Source organism: Streptomyces sp. NBC_00775 (assembly GCF_036347135.1).
Taxonomy (GTDB): domain Bacteria; phylum Actinomycetota; class Actinomycetes; order Streptomycetales; family Streptomycetaceae; genus Streptomyces; species Streptomyces lutosisoli.
On sequence record NZ_CP108938.1, the window covers coordinates 7,990,726 to 8,017,637 of the forward strand.

Here is a 26,912-nt window from a genome sequence, read left to right on the forward strand (position 1 = left end):
CCTTGGGGCATGTGTACGTGGGCACGCAACGCCGAAGGCCCGGTCCCACCAAGATCTTTGGCGGGGCCGGGCCTTCGGGGTGTTCGTTTGGCTGCGGGTGGGTGGGGGCTGGTGCAAAAGATTGCGCAGTTCCCCGCGCCCCTCAAGGGGCGCGGGGAACTGCGCAATCTTTTGGGGGTCTGGGGGCGGCGGGGGCGAAAGAAGCCCCTGCCGCCCTCGGGTCAGGCCTTGCGGAGGCGGAACGTCAGGGACAGGGACTCGTCCGTGAACGGGTCACCGTACGTGTCGTCGGCCTCACCCTGGGCGAAGTCCGTGGCGAGGACCTCGTCGGCGATGAGGGGCGAGTGCTCGGACAGGGCGGCGACGACGGCCGGGTCCGTGGAGGTCCAGCGGAGCGCGATGCGGTCGGCCACATCGAGGCCGCTGTTCTTGCGGGCCTCCTGGATCAGCCGGATCGCGTCACGGGCGAGGCCCGCCCGGCGCAGCTCCTCGGTGATCTCCAGGTCGAGGGCGACCGTGGCACCGGAGTCGGACGCCACCGACCAGCCCTCGCGCGGGGTCTCCGTGATGATGACCTCGTCCGGGGCCAGCGTCACCGTCTCGCCGTCCACCCCGACCGACGCCGTGCCCTCGCGCAGGGCCAGCGACAGCGCCGCCGCGTCCGTCTCGGCGATGGCCTTCGCGACCGCCTGGACGCCCTTGCCGAAGCGCTTGCCGAGCGCGCGGAAGTTCGCCTTGGCCGTGGTGTCGACCAGCGAGCCGCCCACCTCGGAGAGCGAGGCGAGGGAGCTCACATTCAGCTCCTCCGTGATCTGCGCGTGCAGCTCGCGGTCGAGCGTCTCGAAGCCCACCGCGCCGACCAGCGCGCGGGACAGCGGCTGGCGGGTCTTGACGCCCGACTCCGCGCGCGTGGCGCGGCCGAGCTCCACGAGACGGCGTACGAGCACCATCTGCTTCGACAGCTCCGGGTCGATGACGGACAGGTCCGCCTCCGGCCACGACGTCAGGTGTACGGACTCGACGGCGCCCGGCGTCACCGGCACCACCAGGTCCTGCCAGACCCGCTCGGTGATGAACGGGGTCAGCGGGGCCATCAGGCGCGTGACCGTCTCCACGACCTCGTGCAGCGTGCGCAGCGCGGCCTTGTCGCCCTGCCAGAAGCGGCGGCGCGAGCGGCGCACGTACCAGTTGGACAGGTCGTCGACGAACGCCGAGAGGAGCTTTCCGGCGCGCTGGGTGTCGTACGCCTCCAGAGCCTGCGTCACCTGGTCGGTGAGCGCGTGCAGCTCGGAGAGCAGCCAGCGGTCGAGGACCGGGCGGTCCGCCGGGGCCGGATCGGCCTCGCTGGGCGCCCAGTTGGACGTGCGGGCGTACAGGGCCTGGAAGGCGACCGTGTTCCAGTACGTGAGGAGCGTCTTGCGGACGACCTCCTGGATGGTGCCGTGGCCCACGCGGCGGGCCGCCCACGGGGAGCCGCCGGCAGCCATGAACCAGCGCACCGCGTCCGCGCCGTGCTGGTCCATCAGCGGGATCGGCTGCAGGATGTTGCCGAGGTGCTTGGACATCTTGCGGCCGTCCTCGGCGAGGATGTGGCCGAGGCAGACCACGTTCTCGTACGACGACTTGTCGAAGACCAGCGTGCCGACGGCCATGAGGGTGTAGAACCAGCCGCGCGTCTGGTCGATGGCCTCGGAGATGAACTGTGCCGGGTAGCGGCTCTCGAACAGCTCCTTGTTCTTGTACGGGTAGCCCCACTGCGCGAACGGCATCGAACCCGAGTCGTACCAGGCGTCGATGACCTCCGGTACGCGCGTCGCCGTCTGTCCGCAGCCGTCCTGGGGGCACGCGAAGGTGACCTCGTCGATGAACGGGCGGTGCGGGTCCAGGTTCGACTGGTCGGTGCCGGTCAGCTCCGTGAGCTCGGCGCGGGAGCCGACGCAGGTGAGGTGGCCCTCCTCGCAGGTCCACAGCGGGAGCGGGGTGCCCCAGTAGCGGCTGCGGGACAGCGCCCAGTCGATGTTGTTGTTCAGCCAGTCGCCGAAGCGGCCGTGCTTGACCGAGTCCGGGAACCAGTTGGTCTTCTCGTTCTCCTGGAGGAGGCGGTCCTTGATGGCCGTGGTGCGGATGTACCAGGACGGCTGCGCGTAGTAGAGGAGCGCGGTGTGGCAGCGCCAGCAGTGCGGGTAGCTGTGCTCGTACGGAACGTGCTTGAGGAGCAGGCCGCGGTTCTGGAGGTCCTCGGTGAGCTTTTCGTCCGCCTTCTTGAAGAAGACACCGCCCACGAGGGGAACGTCCTCCGCGAAGGTGCCGTCCGTGCGGACGGGGTTCACCACCGGCAGGCCGTACGCGCGGCAGACCTTGAGGTCGTCCTCACCGAAGGCGGGGGACTGGTGGACCAGACCCGTACCGTCCTCGGTCGTCACGTACTCGGCGTTCACCACGTAGTGCGCGGGCTCCGGGAACTCGACGAGCTCGAACGGACGTTGATACGACCAGCGCTCCATCTCGGCGCCGGTGAAGGACTCGCCGGTGGTCTCCCAGCCCTCGCCGAGCGCCTTCTCGACGAGCGGCGCGGCGACGACGAGCTTCTCCTCACCGTTCGTCGCGACGACGTAGGTGACCTCGGGGTGCGCGGCGACCGCGGTGTTGGAGACCAGCGTCCAGGGGGTCGTCGTCCACACCAGGAGTGCGGCCTGACCGGCCAGCGGACCGGAGGTGAGCGGGAAACGGACGTACACGGACGGGTCGACGATCGTCTCGTAGCCCTGCGCCAGCTCGTGGTCCGACAGGCCCGTCTCGTCGCGCGGGCACCACGGGGCGACGCGATAGTCCTGGACCAGCAGACCCTTGTTGAAGATCTCCTTGAGCGACCACCACACGGACTCCACGTACTCGGGGTCCATGGTGCGGTACGCGTCGTCCAGGTCGACCCAGTAGCCCATGCGGGTCGTCAGCTCGGTGAAGGCGTCCGTGTGGCGGGTCACGGAGTCGCGGCACTTGGCGTTGAACTCGGCGATGCCGTACGTCTCGATGTCCTGCTTGGTGGTGAAGCCGAGCTCCTTCTCGACCGCGAGCTCCACGGGGAGGCCGTGGCAGTCCCAGCCGGCCTTGCGGGCCACGTGGTAGCCCCGCATGGTGCGGAAGCGGGGGAAGACGTCCTTGAAGACGCGGGCCTCGATGTGGTGGGCGCCCGGCATGCCGTTGGCGGTGGGCGGGCCCTCGTAGAACACCCACTCGGGGCGGCCCTCGGACTGCTCAAGGCTCTTGGCGAAGATCTTCTGCTCGCGCCAGAAGTCGAGCACGGCGTGCTCGAGGGCGGGCAGGTCGACCTGGGCGGGCACCTGGCGGTACTGCGGCGGTTTCATCGGCGAGCTTCCTCCGGCGGACTTACTGCCTTCCGTCGGAGGGACGAGAGCCTGTGCTGCTACTCAGTAGCTGCTGCGGACGCCGTCTGCGGCGCGCTCCCGCGGTACCACCCTCCTTGGCTCCCCGGTGCTCGGTGTGCACCAGTGAGCCCCCTCATTGGGGTCGCGATGCCGGGTCTACCGGCCGCTGCTTCTCGGCTGCGGCTTTCTTCCGGCGGCTCCGGGGTGATCTTCGCGTCGCGCTCGCCCCCGGGCTTCCACCGTCCCCGGGTCGCTCCTGGCTGCGTACGCCGCTACTCGTCCCCATCCACGCTTCTCGCTCCGCCCAGTGTACGGCGCCTCGCGGACAGCGGCCGACCGGTTTTCCGGGGTGTCCCGGTGGCCTGCGAGGTGACCCGAATGGCGAGGTGCGGGCGTCCGGATCCTGGGACGCCGGGCCATGCGGATTACCGGGCGGGGAGCTGGGCACAACGCATGCAGGCTTGTCCCGCGGGACCCGCGGGGCGGGCGAATCGTTGGCGTGCCCCGTTGCCGCGGGCCGGAAGTCGATTTATCGTCCCAGCACGATTCGCGCGCAAGATCACAATATGTGAAGGGGCCGCGGCCATGGTGGCGAAGAAGACCGCCGTTCAGCAGTCGGCGTCCGGCAGATCCACGGGTCCGGCGGCCAAGGATGTGGGTGGGAAGAAGACCACGCAGGGGGCGCCCGCGACGGACGCGGTCAAGCCGGTGAAGACGGCTTCCAGGACGGCGACCAAGGCGGTGACCAAGGCGGCGACGAAGAAAACGGCCACTACGAAGACCGCGACCAAGAAAGCGGCCACCACGAAGACGGCGACCACGAAGACGGCCACCACCAAGGCCGAGACGGCCAAATCGGCGTCTACGGAGACGGCGGCGAGGAAGGCGGCGTCTACGAAGGCAGCGGCTTCGAAAACGGCATCCACGGAGACTGCGGCTTCGAAGGCGGCCGCCAAGAAGGCCACCGTGAAGAAGACGGCGGCAGCGGCGACGAAGGCGGTGGCCAAGAAGGCGGCCGGGAAGAAGACCGCGGCCAAGAAGAGCACCAGTACGGCCAAGAAGGCGGTCGCTTCCGCGGCCGAGGGTGCGGCCCAGGCCGCGAAGACGACGGGAGCCACGACGGTGGTTGCGAAGAAGACTCCTGGCACGGCCACGGCGGCGAAGAAGCCCACCCCGCTCCCCAAGGCGCGGCTCGCGGCGGCGGAGCCCGGCGAGCTCGCGGTGCGCCCCGGTGAGGACCCCTGGACCCCGGAAGAGGTCGCTGAGGCGCGCGCGGAGCTGCAGTCGGAGGCGCTGCGGCTGAGCACCGAGATCTCGTCGTCGGAGGAGGCGCTCGTGGGTCTGATGCGCGACTCCGGTGACGGCGCGGGCGACGACCAGGCGGACACGGGCACGAAGAACATCACGCGTGAGCACGAGATGGCCCTCGCGGCCAACGCGCGCGAGATGCTGGAGCAGACCGAGCGCGCGCTGGAGCGCCTGGACGCGGGCACGTACGGGCTCTGCGAGAACTGCGGCAACCCCATCGGCAAGGCGCGGATGCAGGCCTTCCCGCGGGCCACCCTGTGCGTCGAGTGCAAGCAGAAGCAGGAACGCCGCTACTGAACGGCGCGGGAGGGCTCCTGAGCACATGGCCCCCAGGGGGTGTGCCGTACCCTCGTCCTCAGTCAGGAACCTAGGTCGAGGGACTCACTCACGTGACAGAGGCGGAGCGCATCATCGGTACGCCGGACATCCCAGGGGCGGCGGGGGCCGAGCCGGAGCAGTCCGACGAGAACGCGGCGTCGGGCGACCGGTCCGCCTCGGACGAGCCGGCCACGGACGAGCGGCCCAAGGGCAGGCGCAGGATCGCCGTCCTGTTCACGGTCGCGGCCCTGGCGTACGCCCTCGACCTCGTCAGCAAGATGATCGTGGTCGCGAAGCTGGAGCACCACGCGCCGATCGAGATCGTCGGGGACTGGCTGAAGTTCGAGGCGATCCGCAACGCGGGCGCGGCCTTCGGCTTCGGCGAGGCCTTCACCGTCATCTTCACGGTGATCGCCGCCGCCGTGATCGTGGTCATCGCCCGGCTCGCCCGCAAGCTCTACAGCCTGCCCTGGGCGATCGCGCTGGGCCTGCTGCTGGGCGGCGCGCTCGGCAACCTGACCGACCGGATCTTCCGCTCGCCGGGCGTCTTCGAGGGCGCGGTCGTCGACTTCATCGCGCCCAAGCACTTCGCGGTCTTCAACCTGGCCGACTCGGCGATCGTCTGCGGCGGCATCCTGATCGTGCTGCTGTCCTTCCGCGGGCTGGACCCGGACGGCACGGTCCACAAGGACTGACGGGCTCCCAGGGACCCCGGGTTCGCAAGGGCTCACGGGGTCCCTGACGGCTGACATACGACGTCGTCCGGGGAGTCTCCGCAGGCACTGATGTTCGGGCAGTGGTCAGGCGGTGTCGGACCCGTCCTGCATACTCGACGGGTGAGCACGATTCCCGAGATCCGTAACCTGCCCGTGCCCGACGGCCTGGAGGGCGAGCGCGTCGACGCCGCCATCTCCCGTATGTTCGGCTTCTCCCGCACGAAGGCCGCCGAGCTCGCCGCGGCGGGGAAGGTCACGGTCGACGGCTCGGTGGTCGGAAAGTCCGAGCGGGTGCACGGCGGCGCCTGGCTCGAGGTGGAGATGCCGCAGGCGCCCGCGCCCGTGCAGATCGTCGCCGAGCCCGTCGAGGGCATGGAGATCGTCCACGACGACGACGACATCGTCGTGATCGTCAAGCCGGTCGGTGTGGCCGCCCACCCGAGTCCCGGCTGGACCGGTCCGACGGTGATCGGCGGACTCGCGGCGGCCGGGTACCGGATCTCGACCTCGGGTGCCGCCGAGCGCCAGGGCATCGTGCACCGGCTGGATGTCGGCACCTCCGGGCTGATGGTCGTGGCCAAGTCGGAGCGTGCGTACACCTCGCTGAAGCGGCAGTTCAAGGAACGCACGGTCGACAAGCGTTACCACTCGCTGGTCCAGGGACACCCCGACCCGATGAGCGGCACCATCGACGCGCCCATCGGCCGGCATCCGAACCACGACTACAAGTGGGCGGTGACGGCCGAGGGCAAGCCGTCCGTCACGCACTACGACCTGATCGAGGCGTTCCGCGCGGCCAGCCTGCTCGACATCAAGCTGGAGACCGGGCGCACCCACCAGATCCGTGTCCATATGGCCGCCCACCGGCACCCCTGCGTGGGTGACCTGACCTACGGCGCGGACCCGACGATCGCCAAGCGGCTCGGCCTCACCCGGCAGTGGCTGCACGCGGTGCGGCTCGGCTTCGAGCACCCCGGCGACGGGCAGTGGGCGGAGTTCGCCAGCGACTACCCCGAGGACCTGCAGAACGCGCTCGACAAGGTCCGCGAGGAGAGCAACGCGTGAGCGACGCGTACGTGCTGCGGGTGGCCGAGGACACCGCCGACCGCGAGGCCTGCTTCGCGGTGCGCAAGGAGGTCTTCGTCGGCGAACAGGGCGTACCCGAGGACCTTGAGTACGACGCCTACGACGCCGGTGCCCTGCATGTGCTGGCCGTGCGGGAGGACGGGGTGCCGCTGGGCACCGGGCGGCTCCTGTCCGGCGAGGCCGCGGCCTCGAAGACCGACGGTGACCTGACGGTCGGCTCGCTCGGTCGGCTCGCCGTGACCAAGGCGGCGCGCGGGCTCGGCGTCGGCGCCGCGCTGGTGGGCGCCATCGAGGACGCGGCACGCGCGCGTGGACTGGCCGCGGTGGATCTGCACGCCCAGACGCAGGCGCTGGGGTTCTACGAGCGGCTCGGGTACGTGGCGTACGGGGCGGAGTTCCCGGACGCCGGGATGCCGCACCGGGCGATGCGCAAAGCCCTGTAAGCGGGGATTGCGGGGATTGTCGTAGGCGCGTGGCAGGCTTGGGATCTGGCTCTTCCTTGATCGCCTAGACCTTGCCGGAGCGCTGACCGTGGATCAGTTGGCCCTGCTGTTCGTGCTGCTGCTCGGGGCCGTGGTGAGCGTCCCGCTCGGAGACCGGTTCGGTCTGCCGGCGCCGGTGCTGATGACGCTCCTCGGGATCGTCCTCGCGGTGGCCGATTTCGTGCCGAACGTGAGCATCCCGCCCGACCTGATCCTGCCCCTGCTGCTGCCGCCGTTGCTGTACGCGGCGGTGCGGCGCACGTCCTGGCGGCAGTTCGCGGCCAACAAACGGCCGATCTTCCTGCTCGCCGTGGCGCTGGTGTTCGTCACCACCTTCGCCGTGGCCGCCGTCGCGAGCTCGATCGTGCCGGGGCTGCCGATCGCCGCCGCCGTGGCGCTCGGCGCGCTCGTGGCGCCGCCCGACCCGGTCGCCGCGACCGCCGTCGCGGGACAGCTCGGACTGCCGCGCCGGCTGGTGTCGATCCTGGAGGGGGAGGGGCTCTTCAACGACGTGACGGCCATCGTGCTCTATCACGTCGCGATCGCCGCCGCCGTCAGCGGCACCTTCTCGCCCTGGGGCGCCGGGCTGGACCTCGTACTGTCCGCCGTCGTCGCCGTCGCTGTCGGGCTCGCGCTCGGCTGGGCCGCGAACAAGCTGATGGACCTGCTCGGCGACGCCACGCTGCAGATCGGGATGACGCTGCTGGTGCCGTACGCCTCGTATGTCCTGGCCGAGGAGCTGCACGGGTCCGGAGTGCTCGCCGTGCTCACCACCGCACTGTTCCTGGCGGAGTACGCCACCCACGCCGACGACGTCATGACCCGGCTCGCCGGGTCGACCGTGTGGGACGTGGTGGACACGCTCGTCACCGGGGTCGCCTTCGGGCTCATCGGTCTTGAGCTGCACAACGCGATCCGGACAGCGGCCGGGCGCTGGGGCGAGATGCTGGGCTGGGCCGCCGCGATCGTCGTTGTCGTCGTGCTCGTACGGCTGGTGTGGCTGCTGCCGGCGACGTGGCTGACGAAACGGCTGCACGCCAAGCGGGACTACGACGAGGAGATCCCGACGTCATGGCGGGAGACCGTGGTGATGTGGTGGTCGGGGATGCGCGGGGTCGCCTCCGTCGCCCTGGCGCTGGCGATTCCGCTGGAGATGGACGACGGTTCGCCGTTCCCCGACCGGGACGAGATCGTGTTCATCGCGTTCGGGGTGATCATGGCGACGCTGGTGCTTCAGGGGCTCACGCTGCCGTGGTTGGTCAGGAAGCTCGGGGTGCGGGCCGACACCGACGTCGAGAAGGCCTTCGAGAAGGAGCTGGCGATCCGTGCCGCGAAGGCCGCGAAGCGGAGGCTGCGGGAGATCGAGCAGGTGGAGGAGCTGCCGGAGGAGGTGTCCGAGCAGCTGCTGCGCAGAGCCTTCGACATCGGGGTGCGGATCAGTCCCGACATGGGGGACGAGGAGCGGCGCGAGGCATCTGTGCAGCGGGCTCGACGGATGAAGCGGATGCGGCGGATTCAGGGGGAGATGATGAGCGCGGCTCGGCATGAGGTGCTGTCCGCGCGGAATGAGCCGGGGGCGGATCCGGAGATCGTGGACCGGGTGCTTCGGCATCTCGACGTGCGGAGCCTGCGGTGATCTCCCACCCGCGCACCGCCCGTTTCCGGTTTCGTGACGAGTGCACGTTTCCCGTGGGGGGTTTCTCGGCGGCCGGTGGTCCGTGGATCGATCTGACGGGTCTCAACCGCGGCCGGGGCCCGTCCGTGGTGGTTCGTGTGCGGTGTGGCCGTGATCCGGACGCGCTGCCGCCCCGTCCGCCCCGTCGGAATCGCCGCGCTCCGCACGCGAGGTACTGCCCGGCGATAGCACCGCGTCCGCCGTGTTGACGCGGGGGAGTGCGTAGGGGTGCTCCTCGGTCAGCCAGCGGATCATCCGCTCGCGGACCGTGACCCGTACCGTCCAGATGTCGTCCGGGTCCTTCGCGGTGACCAGGGCGCGTACCTGCATGGTGTTGGGCGTCGAGTCCGTGACGGCCAGGCCGAAGTTACGGCCGTCCCAGGCCGGGCACTCGCGCAGGATGTCGCGCAGCTGCTCGCGCATCGCCTCCACGGGCGCGGAGTGGTCGACGTGGAAGAAGACGATGCCGGTCATCTGGACGCTGCCGCGCGACCAGTTCTCGAAGGGCTTCGAGGTGAAGTACGAGACCGGCATGGTGATCCGGCGCTCGTCCCACGTCCGTACCGTCAGGAACGTCAGCGTGATCTCGTCGACCGTGCCCCACTCGCCGTCCACCACGACGGTGTCGCCGAGGCGGACCATGTCGCCGAAGGCGATCTGCAACCCGGCGAAGAGGTTGGCGAGCGTGGACTGTGCGGCGACACCGGCGACGATGCCGAGGATGCCGGCCGAGGCCAGCAGCGAGGCACCGGCGGCGCGCATCGCGGGGAAGGTGAGCAGCATCGACGCGACCGCCACCACGGCGACGATCGCGGACACCACGCGCTGGATCAGCGTCACCTGCGTGCGCACCCGGCGGACCCGCGCCGGGTCGCGGTGGGCGGTCGCGTAGCGGGTGTAGGAGGTCTCGACGACCGCCGTCGCGATGCGTACCAACAGCCACGCGAGGGACCCGATGAGGAGCAGCGTCAGGGTCCGGCCGACGCCGATCCGGTGGTCCGTCAGGAGCTTCGCCCGGTCGTAGGAGCCTCTCAGCAGGGCCGCGAACAGCACGAGCTGGAGGGGGACACGGGCGCGGCGGAGCAGGCCCCACAGCGGGGTGGCCTCGTGGTGCCGGTCGTCGGCCCGACGCAGCAGGCGGTCCACGACCCACCCGACGAGCAGCGTGAGCACGACCGAGCCACCGATGACGATCAGCGGGCGCAGTACGTTCTCCATGCCTCCGACCGTATCCGGCCAGGGGCCGTCATGAACATGTGGTCCCGGCCCGAAGATCTGCTTCGGGCACGGCCGTGCGGTCCCGGCCCGGCGTTGTCAGTGCCGGCTGGCACCATGGGGCTCATGAACATCATGCTCTTTCACTCGACCTACGGGCTGCGGCCCGCGGTGCGCGCGGCGGCGGACCGGCTGCGCGCCGCGGGACACGAGGTGTGGACGCCTGACCTCTTCGAGGGGCGCACCTTCGAGACCGTGGAGGAGGGCATGACCTTCAACGAGGAGATCGGCAAGGACGAGCTGCTCAAGCGCGCGGTCCTGGCCGCCGCGCCCTACTCCGAGCGCGGTCTGGTGTACGCGGGATTCTCGCTCGGCGCCTCCATCGCGCAGACCCTGGCCCTGGGCGACGAGAAGGCCCGCGGGCTGCTGCTCCTGCACGGCACGTCGGACATCGCTCAGAACGCGTCGGTGGACGAGCTGCCGGTCCAGCTGCATGTCGCCGAGCCCGACGCGTTCGAGACGGACGACTGGCTGAGCTCCTGGTATCTGCAGATGCGGAGAACCGGTGCCGATGTGGAGATCTACCGGTACGCCGGCGCCGGCCACCTCTACACCGACCCCGACCTGCCCGACTACGACGGCGAGGCGGCCGAGGCCACCTGGAAGGTGGCGCTCGGCTTCCTCGACAGCCTGTAGAGCCGCCGCCGGGAGGCCAGAGCCTCCCGGAGGCGCCACTGCGGCGTCACACCGGGTCGTGGCCTCACACCGGGTCGTACGTCCGCTCCACCTTCTGCGTGCCGCTGCGCGTGCGGTACGAACGGACCCAGGACGAGGTCGCGTTCGGGTCCGTGCGGTCGGAGAGCACGTAGTAGTCCATCTGCGCGCGGTCGGCGGTGATGTCCAGGACGCCGTAGCCGTGGCGGTCGGTGTCGACCCAGTGGACGTGCCGGTTGGCCGCGCGGATGATCGGCGAGGCCACGGCGGAGACGGTGCCTTCCGGGACCTTGACGATGTCGTCGAGGTTGTCGGAGGTCACCGAAGTGATGACGAACTCCGTGGCGGCGGAGGCGGACAGCGGGTACGTACCGGCGTCGACCGGCACGTCGTTGGCCCAGGCCATGTGGATGTCGCCGGTCAGGAAGACCGTGTTGCGGATGGCGTTGGAGCGCAGATGCGCGAGCAGTTCGCGGCGGTCGTCCGTGTAGCCGTCCCACTGGTCGGTGTTGAGGGCGATGCCCTCCTGCGGCAGTCCGAGCAGCTTGGCGAGCGGCTTGAGCAGGTCGGCGGGGAGCGAACCCACCGAGAACGGCGAGATCATCACCGAGTTGCCGACCAGGCGCCAGCTGGTGTCGGAGGCCTTGAGCCCGGCCTTCAGCCAGTCGAGCTGGACCCGGCCGGTGATCGTGCGGTCCGGGTCGTCGACCGAGCCGCTGGCGGTGGACGCCTGCTGCGAGCGGAAGGACCGCAGGTCGAGCAGGGAGAGGTCGGCGAGCTTGCCGAAGCGCAGCCGGCGGTAGGTGGTGCCCTCGATCGCGGGACGCACCGGCATCCACTCGAAGTAGGCCTGCTTCGCGGCGGCCTGGCGGGCCGTCCAGGTGCCCTCGGCGCCCTCGGTGTGGTTGACCGCGCCGCCCGACCAGGCGTTGTCGGCGAACTCGTGGTCGTCCCAGATCGCGACGACGGGCGCCTTGTGGTGGAGGGACTGGAGGTCCGGATCGGTCTTGTAACGGCCGTGCCGGGTGCGGTAGTCGGCGAGGGTGAGGATCTCGTTGGCAGGGGCGTGCGGCCGTACGACCGTGCCGCGCGCCGCGTACTCGCCGGACTTGTACTCGTAGATGTAGTCGCCCAGGTGCAGCCAGGCGTCCAGGTCGCCGCGCGCGGCGAGGTGGCGGTACGGGGAGAAGTAGCCGGCCTCCCAGTTGGCGCAGGAGACCACACCGAAGCGCAGACCGGTCACGGCGGCGTCGGCGGCCGGGGCGGTACGGGTGCGGGCGACGGGGGAGTCGGCACCCCCGGCGGAGAAGCGGAACCAGTAGTCGGTGGCCGGTTCCAGACCGCGGATGTCCGCCTTGACGGTGTGGTCGGAGGCCGCCGACGCGGTGGTGGAGCCCTTGGCGACGATCGTGCTGAACGCCTTGTCCTTGGCGACGGTCCAGCTGACCTCGGTGTCCGGGCCGAGCCCGGAGCCGGGTATCGCCTCGGAGGTGGGCGTCACCCGGGTCCACAGCAGGATGCCCTCGGGCAGCGGGTCACCGGAGGCGACGCCGTGCAGGAAGGCCGGTGCCTCGGTGGCGGCACGGGCGGGCAGCGCGGCCGCGAGCGGGGCGGCGAGGACGGCGGTGGCGGCCGCGGCCTTGACGACTGTACGGCGGCGCGGGGCGCGGGAGTTGACGGCGCCCGGAACGTTGTGCGGCTCGGAAGATCTGTATCGACTGGTCACGGGCGATGAGGTTACCGATCAGTACAAGCCAAGAGCGGGCGAACTGGCAAAAGTTCGCCCGCTCTTCGAGAACTGGTCGCCCAACGCGCCCGTCAGGGGGTGCCGGTGGCTCAGGCCTTCAGCGCCGCGTCGACCGCCGTGGTGAAGGCCGCGACCGTCATGGGGGCGTTGCCGTCCGAGCCGGTCAGCGTCTTGCCGTCCATCTTGAAGGTCGGCGTGCCGGTCACACCGCTCTTGTTGAACTTCTCGGACATGGTGAGCGCCCACTTGTCGTAGGTGCCGTCCTTCACGGCCTTCTGGAACGCCGTGTTGTTCTTCAGAGCGGACACGGTGTTCGCCACCTTGATCAGGTATGCGTCGCTCTTGAACTTGTCGTCCGTCTCCTCCGGGTGGTACTTCGTCGAGTAGAGCGCGCTCTTGTACTCGAAGAAGGCCTCGGGGCTCACGTTCAGGGCGGCGCCGAGGGCGCTGAGCGCGTTCTTGGACCCCTCGCCCGCGCCGTTGTTGTCGATGAACGTGGCGCCGATGTACTGGATCTTGTACTTGCCGGCGTCGAGGTCCTTCTTCACCGTCGCGCCGACGGTCTGCTCGAACTGGGCGCAGATCGGGCAGCGCGGGTCCTCGTACTCCACGAGGGTCTTCTTGGCGGTGCTCTTGCCGACGACGACCGTCGTGCCGTTGGTGCCTGTGGTGTTGGCCGGCTTGACGAGCTTGTCGTTCTTGGCCGCCTCCCAGTAGGTCGGCTTGTTGTTCTGCACCACGGCGTAGCCGATGCCGCCGGCTATCGCGAGCACGCCGACGGCGGAGCAGGCGACGATGACCTGCCGCTTGACCTTGTCGCGCTTGGCCTGGCGCTCGCGCTCCTCGCGCAGGCGCTCACGGGCTGCCGTCTTCGCGGCCTTGCTGTTCCGCTGGCTCATGTTGGTGATCTCCATGTGGGACGCGCACATGCCGTACGCGGGATACGTAGGGGGGACTGCTGGTGCTCAGATGACGTCGCTCAGGCGGAGTTGCTCACGCGAAAGCGATCGAACACGGCGGTCCACGCCGTCCCAGGGAGTGCACGAACAGGCGCGTACGGGCGGCTGCCGCCCGGCGCGCGGTGCGCGGCAGCCGGCGGACCGGAGCGAGCCGTACGGTCACCGCGGCGACCGCGATCAGCAGCGGCCGGAAGGTGGCCGCGGCCACCGCGCGCAGCAGCTGGTCCAGGGCCCGCTCGCCGCGGCGCAGCCAGGCCGCCGCGAGGAGCCCGACGCCGACGTGCGCGCCGAGCAGCAGCCAGGCGGCGGCCGGGTCGGCGTGCGCGAGCAGGGCGGCCGCGCGGTCGGTGCTGCCGCCGGTCACGCGGGCCAGCGGGGTGCCGACAGTGCCGCCGCCGCACAGGAGGTCGAAGCCGACCGAGCGCAGCGGGCCCGCGACCGGGCCGCCCGCCCTGCCGTAACAGACGTGCTGTCCCGTGGTGAACACGGTGTCGGCGGCCAGCTCCAGCGGGATCAGCAGGGCCGCGATCCGCCCGAAGCCGCGCTCACGGCCGGCCAGCGCGTACGCGATGACGAAGACGGCGGCGGCGATCGCGGCCACGGTGCTCAGCGGCAGCGGGACCCGGGACAGCAGCACGTGCGACGCGGTGGAGAGCGTCACGACGAAGGCCGTGAACAGCGCCGCGCGCACGGCTCTGAGCTGGGTCCCGGATATGTCCATAGCGGAGGAGAGTCTCCCACGCGCTCCCGTAAGAGACCCCTAAAGGGTTCCTGTGCGTTACGGGAGCGTTGTGGGACCGCTACCGGAGGGCCGGCAGCGCCGTACGGACGTCCGAATGTCTCTACAGGCCCGGGATCCGGCCATTGCGGAAGAGGTCCACGAAGATCTGGTGATCGGCACGCGCGCGTGCGCCGTAGCTGTGCGCGAAGTCCACTAGGAGGCCCGCGAAGCCGTCCTCGTCGGCCGCGATCGCCGCGTCGATGGCCCGCTCCGTGGAGAACGGCACCAGCTCCGAGTGGCCGCTCTCGTCGTCCGCCGCCGCGTGCATCGTGGCCGTGGCCCGGCCGAGGTCCGCGACGACCGAGGCGATCTCATCCGGGTCGTCGATGTCGCCCCAGTCCAGGTCCACCGCGTACGGCGACACCTCGGCGACCAGCTGCCCGGCGCCGTCCAGCTCGGTCCAGCCCAGCCACGGGTCGGCGTGCGCCTGGAGGGCGCGCTGGGAGATCACCGTGCGGTGGCCCTCGTGCTGGAAGTACTCGCGGATCGCGGAGTCCGTGATGTGCCGGGAGACGGCCGGGGTCTGGGCCTGCTTGATGTAGATCACGACATCGTTCTCCAGGGCGTCGCTGTTGCCCTCCAGAAGGATGTTGTACGACGGCAGACCGGCCGAGCCGATACCGATGCCGCGGCGGCCCACGACGTCCTTCACGCGGTACGAGTCCGGGCGGTCCAGGGAGGACTCCGGCAGCGTCTCCAGGTAGCCGTCGAACGCCGCGAGCACCTTGTAGCGGGTGGCCGCGTCCAGCTCGATGGAGCCGCCGCCGGGCGCGAAGCGGCGTTCGAAGTCACGGATCTCGGTCATCGAGTCGAGCAGCCCGAAGCGGGTCAGCGAGCGGGCGTCGCGCAGCGCGTCCAGGAGCGGGCCCTCGGCGGTGTCCAGGGTGAAGGGCGGCACCTCGTCGCTCTTGGCGCCGGTGGCGAGGGCGTGGATGCGCTCGCGGTACGCGCCCGCGTACACCTTGACCAGCTCGGTGATCTGCTCGTCGCTGAGCGCCTTCGCGTACCCGATGAGCGCCACGGAGGCCGCGAAGCGCTTGAGGTCCCAGGTGAAGGGGCCGACGTACGCCTCGTCGAAGTCGTTCACATTGAAGATCAGGCGGCCCTGGGCGTCCATGTAGGTGCCGAAGTTCTCGGCGTGCAGGTCGCCGTGGATCCAGACCCGGGAGGTCCGCTCGTCGAGGTACGGTCCGCCCCGCTTTTCCTGGTCGAGGTCGTGGTAGAAGAGGCCCGCCGTGCCCCGGTAGAACGCGAAGGCGGAGGCCGCCATCTTGCGGAATTTCACGCGGAACGCGGCCGGGTCGGCGGCCAGGAGCTCGCCGAAGGCGGTGTCGAAGACGGCGAGGATCTGCTCGCCGCGTTGCTCGGCGCTGAGCTGCGGAACCGACATCGCGGGGTGCCTCCTGGTGCAGGTGGTGCGGTGATTTGGCAGGACGGACACGCCGTCCCCCGGGACGGCTGGTCCGTCCACTTCCAACGGACGAAGGTACGCGGGAGTGCCCGGGTACCCGCACGAAGGTACGGCTGATCGCCCGCAGAGTGTCAGTCCCGCGTCATAGACTTCGACGCTGTCCCCCCAGACTGTCCACAGCCTGTCGCCGATCGTTCTTCTTGGAGGCCGAAGCCGTGTCAAAGCCGCCGTTCACGCACCTGCACGTCCATACCCAGTACTCGCTGCTGGACGGTGCCGCGCGGCTCAAGGACATGTTCAATGCCTGCAATGAGATGGGCATGACCCACATCGCCATGAGCGACCATGGCAACCTCCACGGGGCGTATGACTTCTTCCACACGGCGAAGAAGGCGGGCGTCACGCCGATCATCGGCATCGAGGCGTATGTCGCTCCGGAGTCCCGGCGCAACAAGCGCAAGATCCAGTGGGGTCAGCCCCACCAGAAGCGCGACGACGTGTCCGGTTCGGGTGGTTATACGCACAAGACGATCTGGGCGGCCAACAGGACGGGCCTGCACAACCTCTTCCGGCTCTCCTCGGACGCGTACGCCGAGGGCTGGCTCCAGAAGTGGCCGCGCATGGACAAGGAGACGATCTCCCAGTGGTCGGAGGGGCTCATCGCCTCCACCGGCTGCCCCTCCGGAGAGCTCCAGACCCGGCTGCGCCTCGGTCAGTACGACGAGGCCCTCAAGGCGGCCGCCGAGTACCAGGACATCTTCGGCAAGGACCGCTACTTCCTGGAGCTGATGGACCACGGCATCGAGATCGAGCGCCGAGTCCGCGACGGCCTGCTGGAGATCGGCAAGAAGCTCGGCATTCCGCCCCTGGTGACGAACGACTCGCACTACACGTACGCGAACGAGGCGACCGCCCACGACGCCCTGCTGTGCATCCAGACCGGCAAGAACCTCTCCGACCCGGACCGCTTCCGCTTCGACGGCACCGGCTACTACCTGAAGTCCACGGACGAGATGTACGCCATCGACTCCTCGGACGCCTGGCAGGAGGGCTGCGCCAACACCCTCCTGGTCGCCGAGCAGATCGACACCACCGGCATGTTCGAGGCGAAGAACCTCATGCCGAAGTTCGACATCCCCGAGGGGTTCACCGAGGTCACCTGGTTCAAGGAGGAGGTCCGCCTCGGCATGGAGCGCCGCTTCCCCGGCGGCATCCCCGACGACCGCCAGAAGCAGGTCGAGTACGAGATGGACGTCATCATCCAGATGGGGTTCCCGGGGTACTTCCTCGTCGTCGCCGACTTCATCATGTGGGCCAAGAAGCAGGGCATCGCGGTGGGCCCGGGCCGTGGTTCCGCGGCCGGTTCGATCGTCGCGTACGCCATGGGCATCACCGACCTCGACCCGATCCCGCACGGCCTGATCTTCGAGCGGTTCCTCAACCCCGAGCGCGTCTCCATGCCCGACGTCGACATCGACTTCGACGAGCGTCGGCGCGTCGAAGTGATCAGGTATGTGACGGAGAAGTACGGCGCCGACAAGGTCGCCATGATCGGCACGTACGGCAAGATCAAGGCGAAGAACGCCATCAAGGACTCCGCGCGCGTGCTGGGCTACCCGTATGCCATGGGCGACCGGCTCACCAAGGCGATGCCCGCCGACGTCCTCGGCAAGGGCATCGACCTCAGCGGCATCACCGACCCCTCGCACCCGCGCTACGGCGAGGCCGGCGAGATCCGGGCGATGTACGAGAACGAGCCGGACGTGAAGAAGGTCATCGACACCGCCAAGGGCGTCGAGGGCCTGGTCCGGCAGATGGGCGTGCACGCCGCCGGCGTCATCATGTCCAGCGAGCCCATCGTCGACCACGCCCCCATCTGGGTGCGGCACACGGACGGCGTGACCATCACGCAGTGGGACTACCCGCAGTGCGAGTCGCTCGGCCTGCTGAAGATGGACTTCCTGGGCCTGCGCAACCTGACCATCATGGACGACGCCGTCAAGATGGTGAAGGCCAACAAGGGCATCGACCTCGACCTGCTGGCCCTGCCGCTCGACGACCCGCAGACCTTCGAACTGCTCCAGCGCGGCGACACCCTCGGCGTCTTCCAGTTCGACGGCGGCCCCATGCGCTCGCTGCTGCGCCTGATGAAGCCCGACAACTTCGAAGACATCTCCGCCGTCTCGGCGCTCTACCGTCCCGGCCCGATGGGCATGGACTCGCACACGAACTACGCCCTGCGCAAGAACAAGCTGCAGGAGATCACGCCGATCCACAAGGAGCTCGAAGAGCCCCTCGAAGAGGTCCTGGCGGTCACCTACGGCCTGATCGTCTACCAGGAGCAGGTACAGAAGGCCGCCCAGATCATCGCCGGGTACTCGCTCGGCGAGGCCGACATCCTGCGCCGCGTGATGGGCAAGAAGAAGCCCGACGAACTGGCGAAGAACTTCACCATCTTCCAGGCCGGCGCCAAGAAGAACGGCTACAGCGACGAGGCGATCCAGGGCCTGTGGGACGTCCTGGTCCCGTTCGCCGGCTACGCCTTCAACAAGGCTCACTCGGCCGCGTACGGACTGGTCTCGTACTGGACCGCGTACCTGAAGGCGAACTTCCCGGCCGAGTACATGGCCGGCCTGCTCACCTCGGTCAAGGACGACAAGGACAAGTCCGCGATCTATCTGAACGAGTGCCGGCGCATGGGCATCAAGGTGCTGCCGCCCAACGTCAACGAGTCGGAGCAGAACTTCGCCGCCCAGGGCGACGACGTGATCCTCTTCGGCCTCTCCGCCGTCCGCAACGTCGGTACGAACGTCGTCGAGTCGATCATCAAGAGCCGCAAGGCCAAGGGGAAGTACGCCTCCTTCCCGGACTACCTCGACAAGGTCGAGGCGGTCGCCTGCAACAAGCGCACCACGGAATCGCTGATCAAGGCCGGCGCGTTCGACACGATGGGGCACACCCGCAAGGGCCTCACCGCGCAGTTCGAGCCGATGATCGACAACGTGGTGGCGGTCAAGCGCAAGGAGGCCGAGGGCCAGTTCGACCTCTTCGGCGGCATGGGCGAGGAGGAGACGGACGAGCCCGGCTTCGGACTCGACGTCGAGTTCACGACCGATGAGTGGGACAAGGCCTATCTGCTCGCCCAGGAGCGGGAGATGCTCGGTCTGTACGTCTCCGACCACCCGCTCTTCGGCCTGGAGCACGTCCTGTCCGACAAGGCCGACGCGGGCATCTCCCAGCTCACCGGAGGTGAGCACGCGGACGGCGCGGTGGTCACCATCGGCGGCATCATCTCGGGCCTCCAGCGCAAGATGACCAAGCAGGGCAACGCCTGGGCCATCGCCACGGTGGAAGACCTCGCGGGCTCCATCGAGTGCATGTTCTTCCCGGCGACGTACCAGCTGGTGTCGACGCAACTCGTCGAGGACGCCGTCGTGTTCGTCAAGGGCCGCCTCGACAAGCGCGAGGACGTGCCGCGGCTCGTCGCGATGGAGCTCCAGGTCCCGGACCTGTCGAACGCGGGCACCAACGCGCCCGTGATCCTCACCATCCCGGCGCTCAAGGTCACCCCGCCCATGGTCAGCCGCCTCGGTGAGATCCTCAGCCACCACAAGGGCGAGAGCGAGGTCCGCATCAGGCTCCAGGGCCCGAGCAAGACGACGGTGCTGCGGCTCGACCGGCACCGCGTGAAGCCGGATCCGGCGCTCTTCGGTGACCTGAAGGTGCTGCTGGGCCCGTCCTGCCTGGCTGGCTGAGACACGGCGGTCTGAGATACGGCGGCCTGAGACGGGGCGGGCTGACACACGTCAACTGAAGTACGCGAGGGGCGCATCCGCGATGGGATGCGCCCCTCGGTGTGTGCCCGGGCTTCAATAGCCCGGTCGGGCTTCAACAGCCCTGCGCGTGGCCTCAGTTGTGGCCGAAGCGCTTCTGGTGCTTACGGGCAACATCCGCCGGGCTGCCCTGCGCCTGCGACATCGGCGACTGCTGTGCCTCCGCCGAAGAACGCTGCGCCTGCTCCTGTGCACGCTCGGCCTGCGAGGAGCGGTCCTGCTGGGTGCCCTGCTTGCGGTTCTTGTTCTTGGCCATGGGGATCTGCCTCCTGAGGGGGAACTAGGGGCCAGGGCCGCCATCAGATTCACATAGGCTGACAAGCGGCGCATATCGGAGAATTACCGTGCGTAATAAGCCCTGTCGGGGAGTGTTCTCCCGATACGCCACGCCGAAGATCGAGTTCCGGCCGTTAACCTCCGCGCGGTCGGGCAGACTCGAAGGAAGCCCGAAGCAAACCTCCCGGAAAGAGGGTGGATCGAGTGGACCGCTGCATCGTCCTGGTGGACGCCGGGTATCTGCTCGGGGCTGCTGCCAGTCTTCTCGCCGGGGATTCCTCCCGCTCCCGGATCACCGTCGACCACGCCGCCCTCATCCAGGGCCTGCGCGAGCGCGCCGAGTCCGACACGGAGCGGCCCCTGCTGCGCATCTACTGGTTCGACGGCGCCCCCGACCGTGTACCGCAGCCGGAGCACCGCAGGCTGCGCGTGATGCCGCGCGTGACGGTGCGCCTGGGCGCGCTGACCCGTAGCGACGGGCGGTGGGCGCAGAAGGGCGTCGACGCCGCCATGCACGCCGAGCTGACCGAGCTGGCGCGCAACCGCGCCTGCTCCGACGTGGTCCTGGTGACCGGCGACGGGGATCTGCTGCCGGGCATGATGGCCGCCAAGGAGCACGGGGTCGCCGTACACCTGTGGGCCGTGCAGGCCGCGGACGGCGACTACAACCAGTCCGAGGACCTGGTGGCCGAGGCCGACGAGCGGCGCGTGCTCGACCGGGCCTGGATCACCAAGGCCGTACGCGCCAAGGAGCTCGGCGGGATCTGCGCGCCGCCGCCGGCGCCGCGCCCCGAGATCGCCGCGATCCTCTCCGCGCCGCTGCCCGAGTCGGCGCTCACCGCGGCGGCGGAGCGGCCCGCGCCGGAGACGGAACACCATTCGGCGGCCGAGTCGCCCAACGGCACCGAGGAGCGCGTGCCCACGCCCAAGGGCGTCCCCACCCCCAAGGACCTGGCCGCGCTGCGCGGACCCGGCACACAGGCCGCCCAGCACCCCGCCAGCGCGACGCTGCGCTGGTCCTCGGACAAGGGGTGGGTCGAGCGGCCCGGGGGCGCCACGGAGTCAGCGGAGGCCGCCGCGCTGCCCACCCTCGCCCAGCTCACCTCCGCCGAGCAGCGGTGGGCGGACCGGGAGGAGGACATCACCACGGTGGGTGGCGATCCGTACGAGGTGGGACAGGTGTTCGCGCGTCGGTGGATGGAGCGGCTCACCGACCAGAGCCATTTGTCGAAGCTGTCCACGATGTATCCGCGGATTCCGCATCGGGTGGACGGGGAGCTGCTGCGGTACGCCGCCCGTTTCGGGCTGCTCGCGCACAAGGACGACCAGATCGATGAGCATGATCGGTATGCGATCCGGGCGGGGTTCTGGCGGGAGATCGATGTGCGTACGGCGGCGGAGCATGCGCCTGTGGGGGAGTGACGGGGCCCTTCGGGGTGCCGTGGGCGTGGGGCGGGCCGGTGCTTGGGTGAGCCTCGGTCGGGGCGGGGCCGCGCCCCGGACCCCGTGGGTTGTGTATCGGGTGCGGACCGGTGGGGGCTGGTCGCGCAGTTCCTCGCGCCCCTGAAGGCGGGGCTGCGCCCCGATCCTGGGCCGGGTGTGCCCACGCGGCGGAGCCGCACCATGTCGCAGCCCCGCGTCCCTGACGGGGCCCGGGCGCATAACGGGGCATCGGACCCCGTAGGCTCGTCCCTCGTGAGTACGCGCACGGCAGGGGCAGTCCGGGATGGGCACAGGGGCGATGTCGTGTGCTCGGTGCGCGAGCTGAGCAAGACCTATCCGGCTGTGCGGGGACGGCGCGGAACTCCGGGTACGCCTGAGGTGCGGGCCGTCGACGGGGTGCGTCTGGATATTCGGCGCGGCGAGATCTTCGGGCTGCTCGGGCCGAACGGCGCGGGTAAGTCCACTCTCGTGCGGCAGCTGACCGGGCTCATGCGGCCCGACAGCGGCAGCGTCGAGATTCTTGGGCACGACATCGTGCGTCACCCCGATCGGGCGGCGCGGATTCTCGCGTACCTCGGGCAGGAGTCCACCGCCCTCGACGAACTGACCGTGTCGCTCGCCGCGGAGACGACCGGGCGGCTGCGCGGGCTGGAGCTTCGCGAGGCGCGGGCCGAGCGGGACGCCGTACTCGATGAACTGGGCCTCGCGCCGCTCGCCTCCCGCGTACTGAAGAAGCTCTCCGGCGGGGAGCGGCGGCTCGCCTGCGTCGCCGCCGCGCTCGTGGGGGAGCGGCCGCTGCTCGTCCTCGACGAGCCGACCACCGGTATGGACCCCCTCGCCCGCCGAGCCGTCTGGGCCGCCATCGACCGGCGCCGGGCCGAACGCGGTACGACCGTCCTGCTGGTCACCCACAACGTCATCGAGGCCGAGACCGTCCTCGACCGGGTCGCCGTCCTCGACAAGGGCCGCGTCATCGCCTGCGACACCCCGGCCGGGCTGAAGGAGCGGGTCGCGGGCGAGGTACGGGTCGAGCTCGTCTGGCGCGAGAGCGCTCCGCTCGACGTCCCCGAGGTCGCCGCGCTGCGCGCCCGTGCCGTCGAGTCGGGCCGCCGCTGGACCCTGCGGCTCGCCCCCGAGGAGGCCCGCGCGGCCGTCGCCACGGTCACCGGAGGCGCCGCCTTCGCCGCCCTCGACGACTTCACACTGGCCACGCCGAGCCTGGAGGACGTGTACCTCGCGCTCGGCGGCAATACCCAGGGGCTGGTGAAGGCGTGAGCACGAGGGGCCCGGGAACCGTACGGGAGGCGGGAACCGCAGATGTACGGAACCCGTGGGAGGCTGCGGGCGTTGGGAACAGGACGGCTGCCGGAGTGAAGGGGAGCAGCGCGACGTGAGTGTCGTACCCGCTGGAGTTCTGCCGGGCAGTGCGCTGCCCGTGGCGGAGGACCCCGGCGATGCCGCGGAGCTGGGGCCGCGTGCGCGGCTGTGGCCGTCGCTGGCCGCCGTGTACCGGGCGCAGCTCTCCCGGGCGCGCGTCGCGCGGATCCCGCTGCTGTTCGTGGCCACCTTCCAGTCCGTCGGCATCATGATCATGATGCGGGGTGTCACGGACGGCGGCGGCGAGGCACGGGCCGTGGTGGCCGGGTCGACGGTCCTGGTGGTCGCCTTCGTCGCCCTCAACCTCCTCGCCCAGTACTTCGGGCAGCTGCGGGCCAGCGGAGGGCTCGACCACTACGCGACGCTGCCGGTGCCGCCGGCCGCCGTGGTGCTCGGCGCGGCGGGCGCGTACGCGTCCTTCACCGTGCCCGGGGCCGTCGTCACCGCCGTCTTCGGGTGTGTGCTCTTCGGGCTGCCACTGGCGCACCTGTGGGTGCTCGCCGCGGTCATCCCGCTCGCGGGCGCCGCCCTCGCCGGGCTGGGGGCCGCCTTCGGGCTGCTCGCGCCGCGGCCCGAACTCGCCACGCTGCTCGGGCAGCTGGGCATGTCTGCGGCGCTGCTGCTGGGGGTGCTGCCGGGGGACCGGATGCCGGCCGTCGTGCAGTACGCCCGTGATCTGCTGCCGTCGACCTACGGCGTCGAGGCCTTCGCGCGCACGTTCGGGGCGCATCCCGACTGGGCCGCCGTCCTCGGTGACCTGGCCGTCTGTGCCGGTGTCGGGGTGGCCTCGCTGGCCCTGGCGACCTGGGCGTACCGCCGGGCAGCCGTCCGGTGACGCGGCGGACAGCCGGGCCTGGCACGATGTCAGGGTGACCGCTCCGTTGACTCCGCCTCCGCCGCCGCATGAACCGTCTCCGCACAGTGCCTGGCAGGCTTCGCCCGTTCCTGGGGATACGGCTCCCGCCGCGTACAGGGCCGCGTATGAAGTCTCGTATGGACAGGACGGTCCCGGGATGAAGACCGAAGTGCGGGAGGCCGCCGTGATGACGGTGGCGGTTGCGCTCGCCGGGGTGCTGCTCGGGGTGCTGTGGTCGTGGCTGGCGCCGCATGTGCCGCTGATCGCGGACGACAGCGCGGTGTATCTGAAGGACACCGAGGGCGAGCAGGCCATCGGGGTTGATGGAACGTTCACTCTGCTTGCGCTGGGGTTCGGTGCGGTCAGTGCGCTGTGCCTGTTCCTGGTGCGGCGGCGTGGGGGTGTGCCGCTGGTTGTGGCGCTGGCCGTCGGGGGGCTGCTCGGGTCGCTGCTGGCGTGGCGGGTCGGGGTCTGGCTCGGGCCCACGCAGGACGTGGTCGCTCATGCCAAGGCTGTGGGCAAGGGGGTTACCTTCTCCGCGCCGTTGAAGCTCGGGGCGAAGGGGGCGTTGCTGGCGTGGTCGCTGGCGGGGCTTGTGGTGCATCTCGGGCTCACCGCGTTGTTCGGGCCGCGGGATCCTGACCCGTACGGGGCGCCTCCGGCCGGTTAGGCAGGGGTTTCGCCCCCGCCGCCCCTACCCGTCCCATCCGTTCCTGGGGGCTGCGCCCCCAGACCCCCCTGAAAGATTGCGCCGTTCCCCGCGCCCCTTAAGAGAGTTCGGCTGCGGGGCGGTGGGGGTTGCTCGCGCAGTTCCCCGCGCCCCTTACGGGGCGCGAGGAACCGTTGGTCATGCCGGGCGACGGCCGTGGTTTGCGCGGTGTTTCTTGATGCGCCACTTGCGTTTGCGGGTTCTCTTCGACATGTCTCTCGTGCTTAGCCGAGGACGGGAGGTACGTCGAGGGGTCACGCACGGGCGACGTGCGCGGAGACCGCTTCCGTGAGGGCCGTCAGGTCGGCGGGCGTGAGTTCGACCTCCAGGCCTCGACGGCCGGCCGAGACGCAGATCGTGGCGTGGGCGGAGGCCGAGGCGTCCAGCACCGTGGGGAGTTTCTTGCGCTGGCCCAGGGGGGAGATGCCGCCGCGGACATAGCCGGTGGTGCGTTCGGCGGCCGCTGGGTCGGCCATGGCGGCGCGCTTGCCGCCCACTGCCGTGGCCAGGGCCTTCAGGTCGAGGGAGCCGGCCACCGGGACCACGGCGACGACGAGGGAGCCGTCCACGTCCGCGACCAGCGTCTTGAAGACCCGGTCCGGCGAGACGCCCATCGCCTCGGCGGCCTCCTCGCCGTAGGAGGGGTGCGAGGGGTCGTGCTCGTACGCGTGCACCGTGTACGAGACGCCCGCCGCCGTCAGGGCCACCGTCGCGGGGGTGCCCCCGGACTGCTGCTGCTTCTTCGACTTCTTCGCCAAGGTGCGGACGCCTTACTTCAGTTGAGTCGCCTCAGTTGAGACTTGTCGGGCCGCGCGTCAGGTCCGACGCCGGCAACGACGGCAGATTACGGATGATCGCGGTCTCCGCGCGCAGCAGTTTCAGCTCCGCGCGCAGGCGCGACGCGGTGTCGGGGGTCTGCAGCAGCTGCTGCTTCGCCGGGATGTCCAGCATCACGGCGGCCGCCACGAGGTAGGAGACCACCGCCGGTTCGTCCGGGAGGTCGGCGCCCGTGGACAGGGAGCGTTCGCGCGCGCCCGCCAGGCGCTTCTGGTACTGGCGGAAGGCCCGCAGGACGCCCTCGGCGAGCGCACCCGCCTCCTCGCCGGGCTCCTCGGGCAGTTCCTCCAGCTCGGCCGTGAGGAACGGACCGGACGCGTCCACCGACAGCAGGCGCACCCGCGTCGTCCCCGTCGCCAGCACCTCGAAACTGCCGTCGGCGCGCTCCCGGATGGTCGCCGCGTCCGCGATGCAGCCCACCTCGTGGAAGGCCTTGGCGGGGTCGTCGCCGAAACCGGCGGCGGGCCCGCGCTCGGGCACGGCGGTCTGGTCCGGCATGCCGGGTGCGGTGGGCGCGACCTCGTGGCCGTCGCGGATGGCGACGACGGCGAACCGGCGCGGTTCCTCCTCAGGGGTCTTGAGCAGATCGCGCATCATGGCGCGATAGCGCTCCTCGAAGATGTTCAGAGGAAGCACGAGTCCCGGGAAAAGCACCGAGTTCAGGGGGAAGAGCGGAAGCCGGACGGTGGTCACGACGGGAAAGCCTAATGGTCGCCGGAGCGGGCGCGTCCGTCGTGCCCACTCCCTGGATGCGGGTCAGGCTCCGGCCGGCCCAGCGGAAGGCCCGAGGCGACCTCCAGACGGACGCCGTCGCGCAGCTCCAGGAACTGGCCGAGCGGGTCGTCCGACACCTGGTCCCAGGGGAACGACGTCGCGTACGGGCCGATCAGCCGGAGCTGGTCGAGGGCGTCCTGCCAGCGCTCCAGCCTGATCAGGACGTAGGTGAGGAGGTTGCGGACCTCCGCGGGCCACGCGTCGGCGGCGGTGTAGGACGCGGAGACCGCGATCGCGAGGTCGGCCGCCGCGTCGAGGCGCTCGCGCGGCACCACGGCCCCGCCGCCCTCGGTCAGATAGGCGAAGGCCGCGCGCACCGGCAGCGCCTGTACCAGGGAGCCCGGCAGCGCGTCCTGCGCCGCCCGCTCGGCGAAGTCGAAGCACTCGCGGTGCGAGCCGTACCAGGCGGCCGACAGGTACTGCAGGGCGGCCACATGGCAGCCGTAGTGGTGCGGGGAGCGCCGTACGGCCTCGCCCCACAGCTTCTCGTACTCCGTGTGTCCGACATGGGTGCCGCGGGCGTGGTCGAGCGCGATCCGCCAGGGCACCGGATCGCGCGGATCTCCCTCGGCGGCGGCGCTGATCAGCGGACCGACCTCGCGCAGCAGCTCGACGCGGGCGGGCGACTCCCAGCCGCGGCGGACCGCCAGCTCGGCCTTGACCAGCAGCGCGTCCGGGTCGTGCGGGCAGGCGCTCTGCCACTCCCGGAGCCACTCGTCGCGGGAGCGCGCGAAGGTCGCGAGGCGCATCGCGTACCGGTCGCGGTTCTCCCACTCGGCGGCCTCGCGCGTGGTGGCGAGCAGCTTGGCGGCGGGGCCGTACTCGCCGCGGCCCGCGGCGACGAGCGCGGGACCGAGGCGCTCGTCGGGGGCGTCGAGCAGTACCTCGTCGTCGGCGGGCAGTCCGACGGCGAGGCGCGAAGTGTTCCGTGCCATCCGTGCCGTACGGATGAACGCGCGCAGCAGAGCCATGGTGAAGACCATTGAAAGCCGCAGGTCGGAGCAGTACC

At 70.3% G+C, this 26,912-nt stretch carries 21 protein-coding genes; 11 read left to right on the forward strand and 10 right to left on the reverse strand.

Annotated elements, in window-relative coordinates:
- Positions 1-221 precede the first annotated feature (221 nt).
- The gene (gene ileS / locus OIC96_RS35490; protein WP_330303916.1) at positions 222-3,365 is read right to left on the reverse strand and encodes an isoleucine--tRNA ligase; all 3,144 of its coding nucleotides are present in this window, start codon (positions 3,363-3,365) and stop codon (positions 222-224) included.
- 606 nt (positions 3,366-3,971) lie between these two features.
- Between ileS and OIC96_RS35495 the strand changes: the two genes are divergently transcribed.
- The 5 genes from OIC96_RS35495 (at position 3,972) to OIC96_RS35515 (ending at position 8,932) form a co-directional block, all read left to right on the forward strand.
- The gene (locus tag OIC96_RS35495) at positions 3,972-4,991 is read left to right on the forward strand and encodes a TraR/DksA family transcriptional regulator (protein WP_330303915.1); all 1,020 of its coding nucleotides are present in this window, start codon (positions 3,972-3,974) and stop codon (positions 4,989-4,991) included.
- 92 nt (positions 4,992-5,083) lie between these two features.
- Positions 5,084-5,707 (forward strand): signal peptidase II, encoded by a 624-nt coding sequence (gene lspA, locus OIC96_RS35500; protein ID WP_330303914.1) that lies wholly within the window; start codon positions 5,084-5,086, stop codon positions 5,705-5,707.
- A gap of 141 nt (positions 5,708-5,848) precedes the next feature.
- Complete coding sequence (locus OIC96_RS35505; protein WP_330303913.1) at positions 5,849-6,793, forward strand: RluA family pseudouridine synthase; 945 nt, start codon at positions 5,849-5,851, stop codon at positions 6,791-6,793.
- Positions 6,790-7,257 (forward strand): GNAT family N-acetyltransferase, encoded by a 468-nt coding sequence (locus OIC96_RS35510; RefSeq protein ID WP_330303912.1) that lies wholly within the window; start codon positions 6,790-6,792, stop codon positions 7,255-7,257. The genes OIC96_RS35505 and OIC96_RS35510 overlap by 4 nt, the downstream gene beginning before the upstream one ends.
- Positions 7,258-7,345: 88 nt before the next feature.
- Positions 7,346-8,932, forward strand: a complete 1,587-nt coding sequence (locus OIC96_RS35515) for a Na+/H+ antiporter (protein ID WP_330303911.1) — start codon at positions 7,346-7,348, stop codon at positions 8,930-8,932.
- Between the two features lie 102 nt (positions 8,933-9,034).
- Here OIC96_RS35515 and OIC96_RS35520 read toward each other — a convergent pair whose 3' ends face one another.
- A complete protein-coding gene (locus OIC96_RS35520) occupies positions 9,035-10,189 on the reverse strand; it encodes a mechanosensitive ion channel family protein (RefSeq protein WP_330303910.1) in 1,155 nt (384 codons plus the stop codon).
- Positions 10,190-10,312: 123 nt separating this feature from the next.
- On the opposite strand from OIC96_RS35520, the gene OIC96_RS35525 reads away from it, so the two are divergent.
- Complete coding sequence (locus OIC96_RS35525; protein ID WP_330303909.1) at positions 10,313-10,882, forward strand: dienelactone hydrolase family protein; 570 nt, start codon at positions 10,313-10,315, stop codon at positions 10,880-10,882.
- Positions 10,883-10,946: 64 nt separating this feature from the next.
- On the opposite strand, the gene OIC96_RS35530 is transcribed toward OIC96_RS35525, so the two are convergent.
- The 4 genes from OIC96_RS35530 to OIC96_RS35545 form a co-directional block, all read right to left on the reverse strand.
- On the reverse strand, positions 10,947-12,626 hold the full coding sequence (locus tag OIC96_RS35530) for an alkaline phosphatase D family protein (RefSeq protein ID WP_330303908.1): 1,680 nt from the start codon (positions 12,624-12,626) through the stop codon (positions 10,947-10,949).
- 110 nt (positions 12,627-12,736) lie between these two features.
- Positions 12,737-13,546 carry a thioredoxin domain-containing protein gene (locus OIC96_RS35535; RefSeq protein ID WP_330303907.1) on the reverse strand — a complete coding sequence of 270 codons (810 nt, stop codon included), beginning with the start codon at positions 13,544-13,546 and terminating at the stop codon, positions 12,737-12,739.
- A gap of 94 nt (positions 13,547-13,640) precedes the next feature.
- Positions 13,641-14,327, reverse strand: a complete 687-nt coding sequence (locus tag OIC96_RS35540) for a hypothetical protein (protein WP_330303906.1) — start codon at positions 14,325-14,327, stop codon at positions 13,641-13,643.
- Positions 14,328-14,448: 121 nt separating this feature from the next.
- On the reverse strand, positions 14,449-15,777 hold the full coding sequence (locus OIC96_RS35545; RefSeq protein ID WP_330303905.1) for a DUF2252 domain-containing protein: 1,329 nt from the start codon (positions 15,775-15,777) through the stop codon (positions 14,449-14,451).
- Positions 15,778-16,013: 236 nt separating this feature from the next.
- Here OIC96_RS35545 and dnaE point away from each other — a divergent pair, with 236 nt between their 5' ends.
- On the forward strand, positions 16,014-19,553 hold the full coding sequence (dnaE, locus tag OIC96_RS35550) for a DNA polymerase III subunit alpha (RefSeq protein WP_330303904.1): 3,540 nt from the start codon (positions 16,014-16,016) through the stop codon (positions 19,551-19,553).
- Positions 19,554-19,707: 154 nt separating this feature from the next.
- Here the strand turns inward: dnaE and OIC96_RS35555 are convergent, their stop codons facing one another.
- Complete coding sequence (locus tag OIC96_RS35555) at positions 19,708-19,887, reverse strand: hypothetical protein (protein WP_330303903.1); 180 nt, start codon at positions 19,885-19,887, stop codon at positions 19,708-19,710.
- 224 nt (positions 19,888-20,111) lie between these two features.
- On the opposite strand from OIC96_RS35555, the gene OIC96_RS35560 reads away from it, so the two are divergent.
- The 4 genes from OIC96_RS35560 to OIC96_RS35575 all read left to right on the forward strand — a co-directional run bounded on the left by OIC96_RS35560 (position 20,112) and on the right by OIC96_RS35575 (position 24,253).
- On the forward strand, positions 20,112-21,329 hold the full coding sequence (locus OIC96_RS35560) for an NYN domain-containing protein (RefSeq protein WP_330303902.1): 1,218 nt from the start codon (positions 20,112-20,114) through the stop codon (positions 21,327-21,329).
- A gap of 324 nt (positions 21,330-21,653) precedes the next feature.
- A complete protein-coding gene (locus tag OIC96_RS35565; RefSeq protein ID WP_330310060.1) occupies positions 21,654-22,625 on the forward strand; it encodes an ABC transporter ATP-binding protein in 972 nt (323 codons plus the stop codon).
- 115 nt (positions 22,626-22,740) lie between these two features.
- Positions 22,741-23,562 (forward strand): ABC transporter permease, encoded by an 822-nt coding sequence (locus OIC96_RS35570; protein WP_330303901.1) that lies wholly within the window; start codon positions 22,741-22,743, stop codon positions 23,560-23,562.
- Between the two features lie 34 nt (positions 23,563-23,596).
- A complete protein-coding gene (locus OIC96_RS35575; RefSeq protein ID WP_330303900.1) occupies positions 23,597-24,253 on the forward strand; it encodes an AAA family ATPase in 657 nt (218 codons plus the stop codon).
- A gap of 293 nt (positions 24,254-24,546) precedes the next feature.
- On the opposite strand, the gene ybaK is transcribed toward OIC96_RS35575, so the two are convergent.
- The 3 genes from ybaK to OIC96_RS35590 are packed head-to-tail and all read right to left on the reverse strand — an operon-like array spanning position 24,547 to position 26,874.
- Positions 24,547-25,050 (reverse strand): Cys-tRNA(Pro) deacylase, encoded by a 504-nt coding sequence (gene ybaK / locus OIC96_RS35580; protein ID WP_327428018.1) that lies wholly within the window; start codon positions 25,048-25,050, stop codon positions 24,547-24,549.
- A 31-nt stretch (positions 25,051-25,081) separates the two neighbouring features.
- Positions 25,082-25,822, reverse strand: a complete 741-nt coding sequence (locus tag OIC96_RS35585) for an LON peptidase substrate-binding domain-containing protein (protein ID WP_330303899.1) — start codon at positions 25,820-25,822, stop codon at positions 25,082-25,084.
- An 11-nt stretch (positions 25,823-25,833) separates the two neighbouring features.
- On the reverse strand, positions 25,834-26,874 hold the full coding sequence (locus OIC96_RS35590; RefSeq protein WP_330310059.1) for a hypothetical protein: 1,041 nt from the start codon (positions 26,872-26,874) through the stop codon (positions 25,834-25,836).
- Positions 26,875-26,912 lie beyond the last annotated feature (38 nt).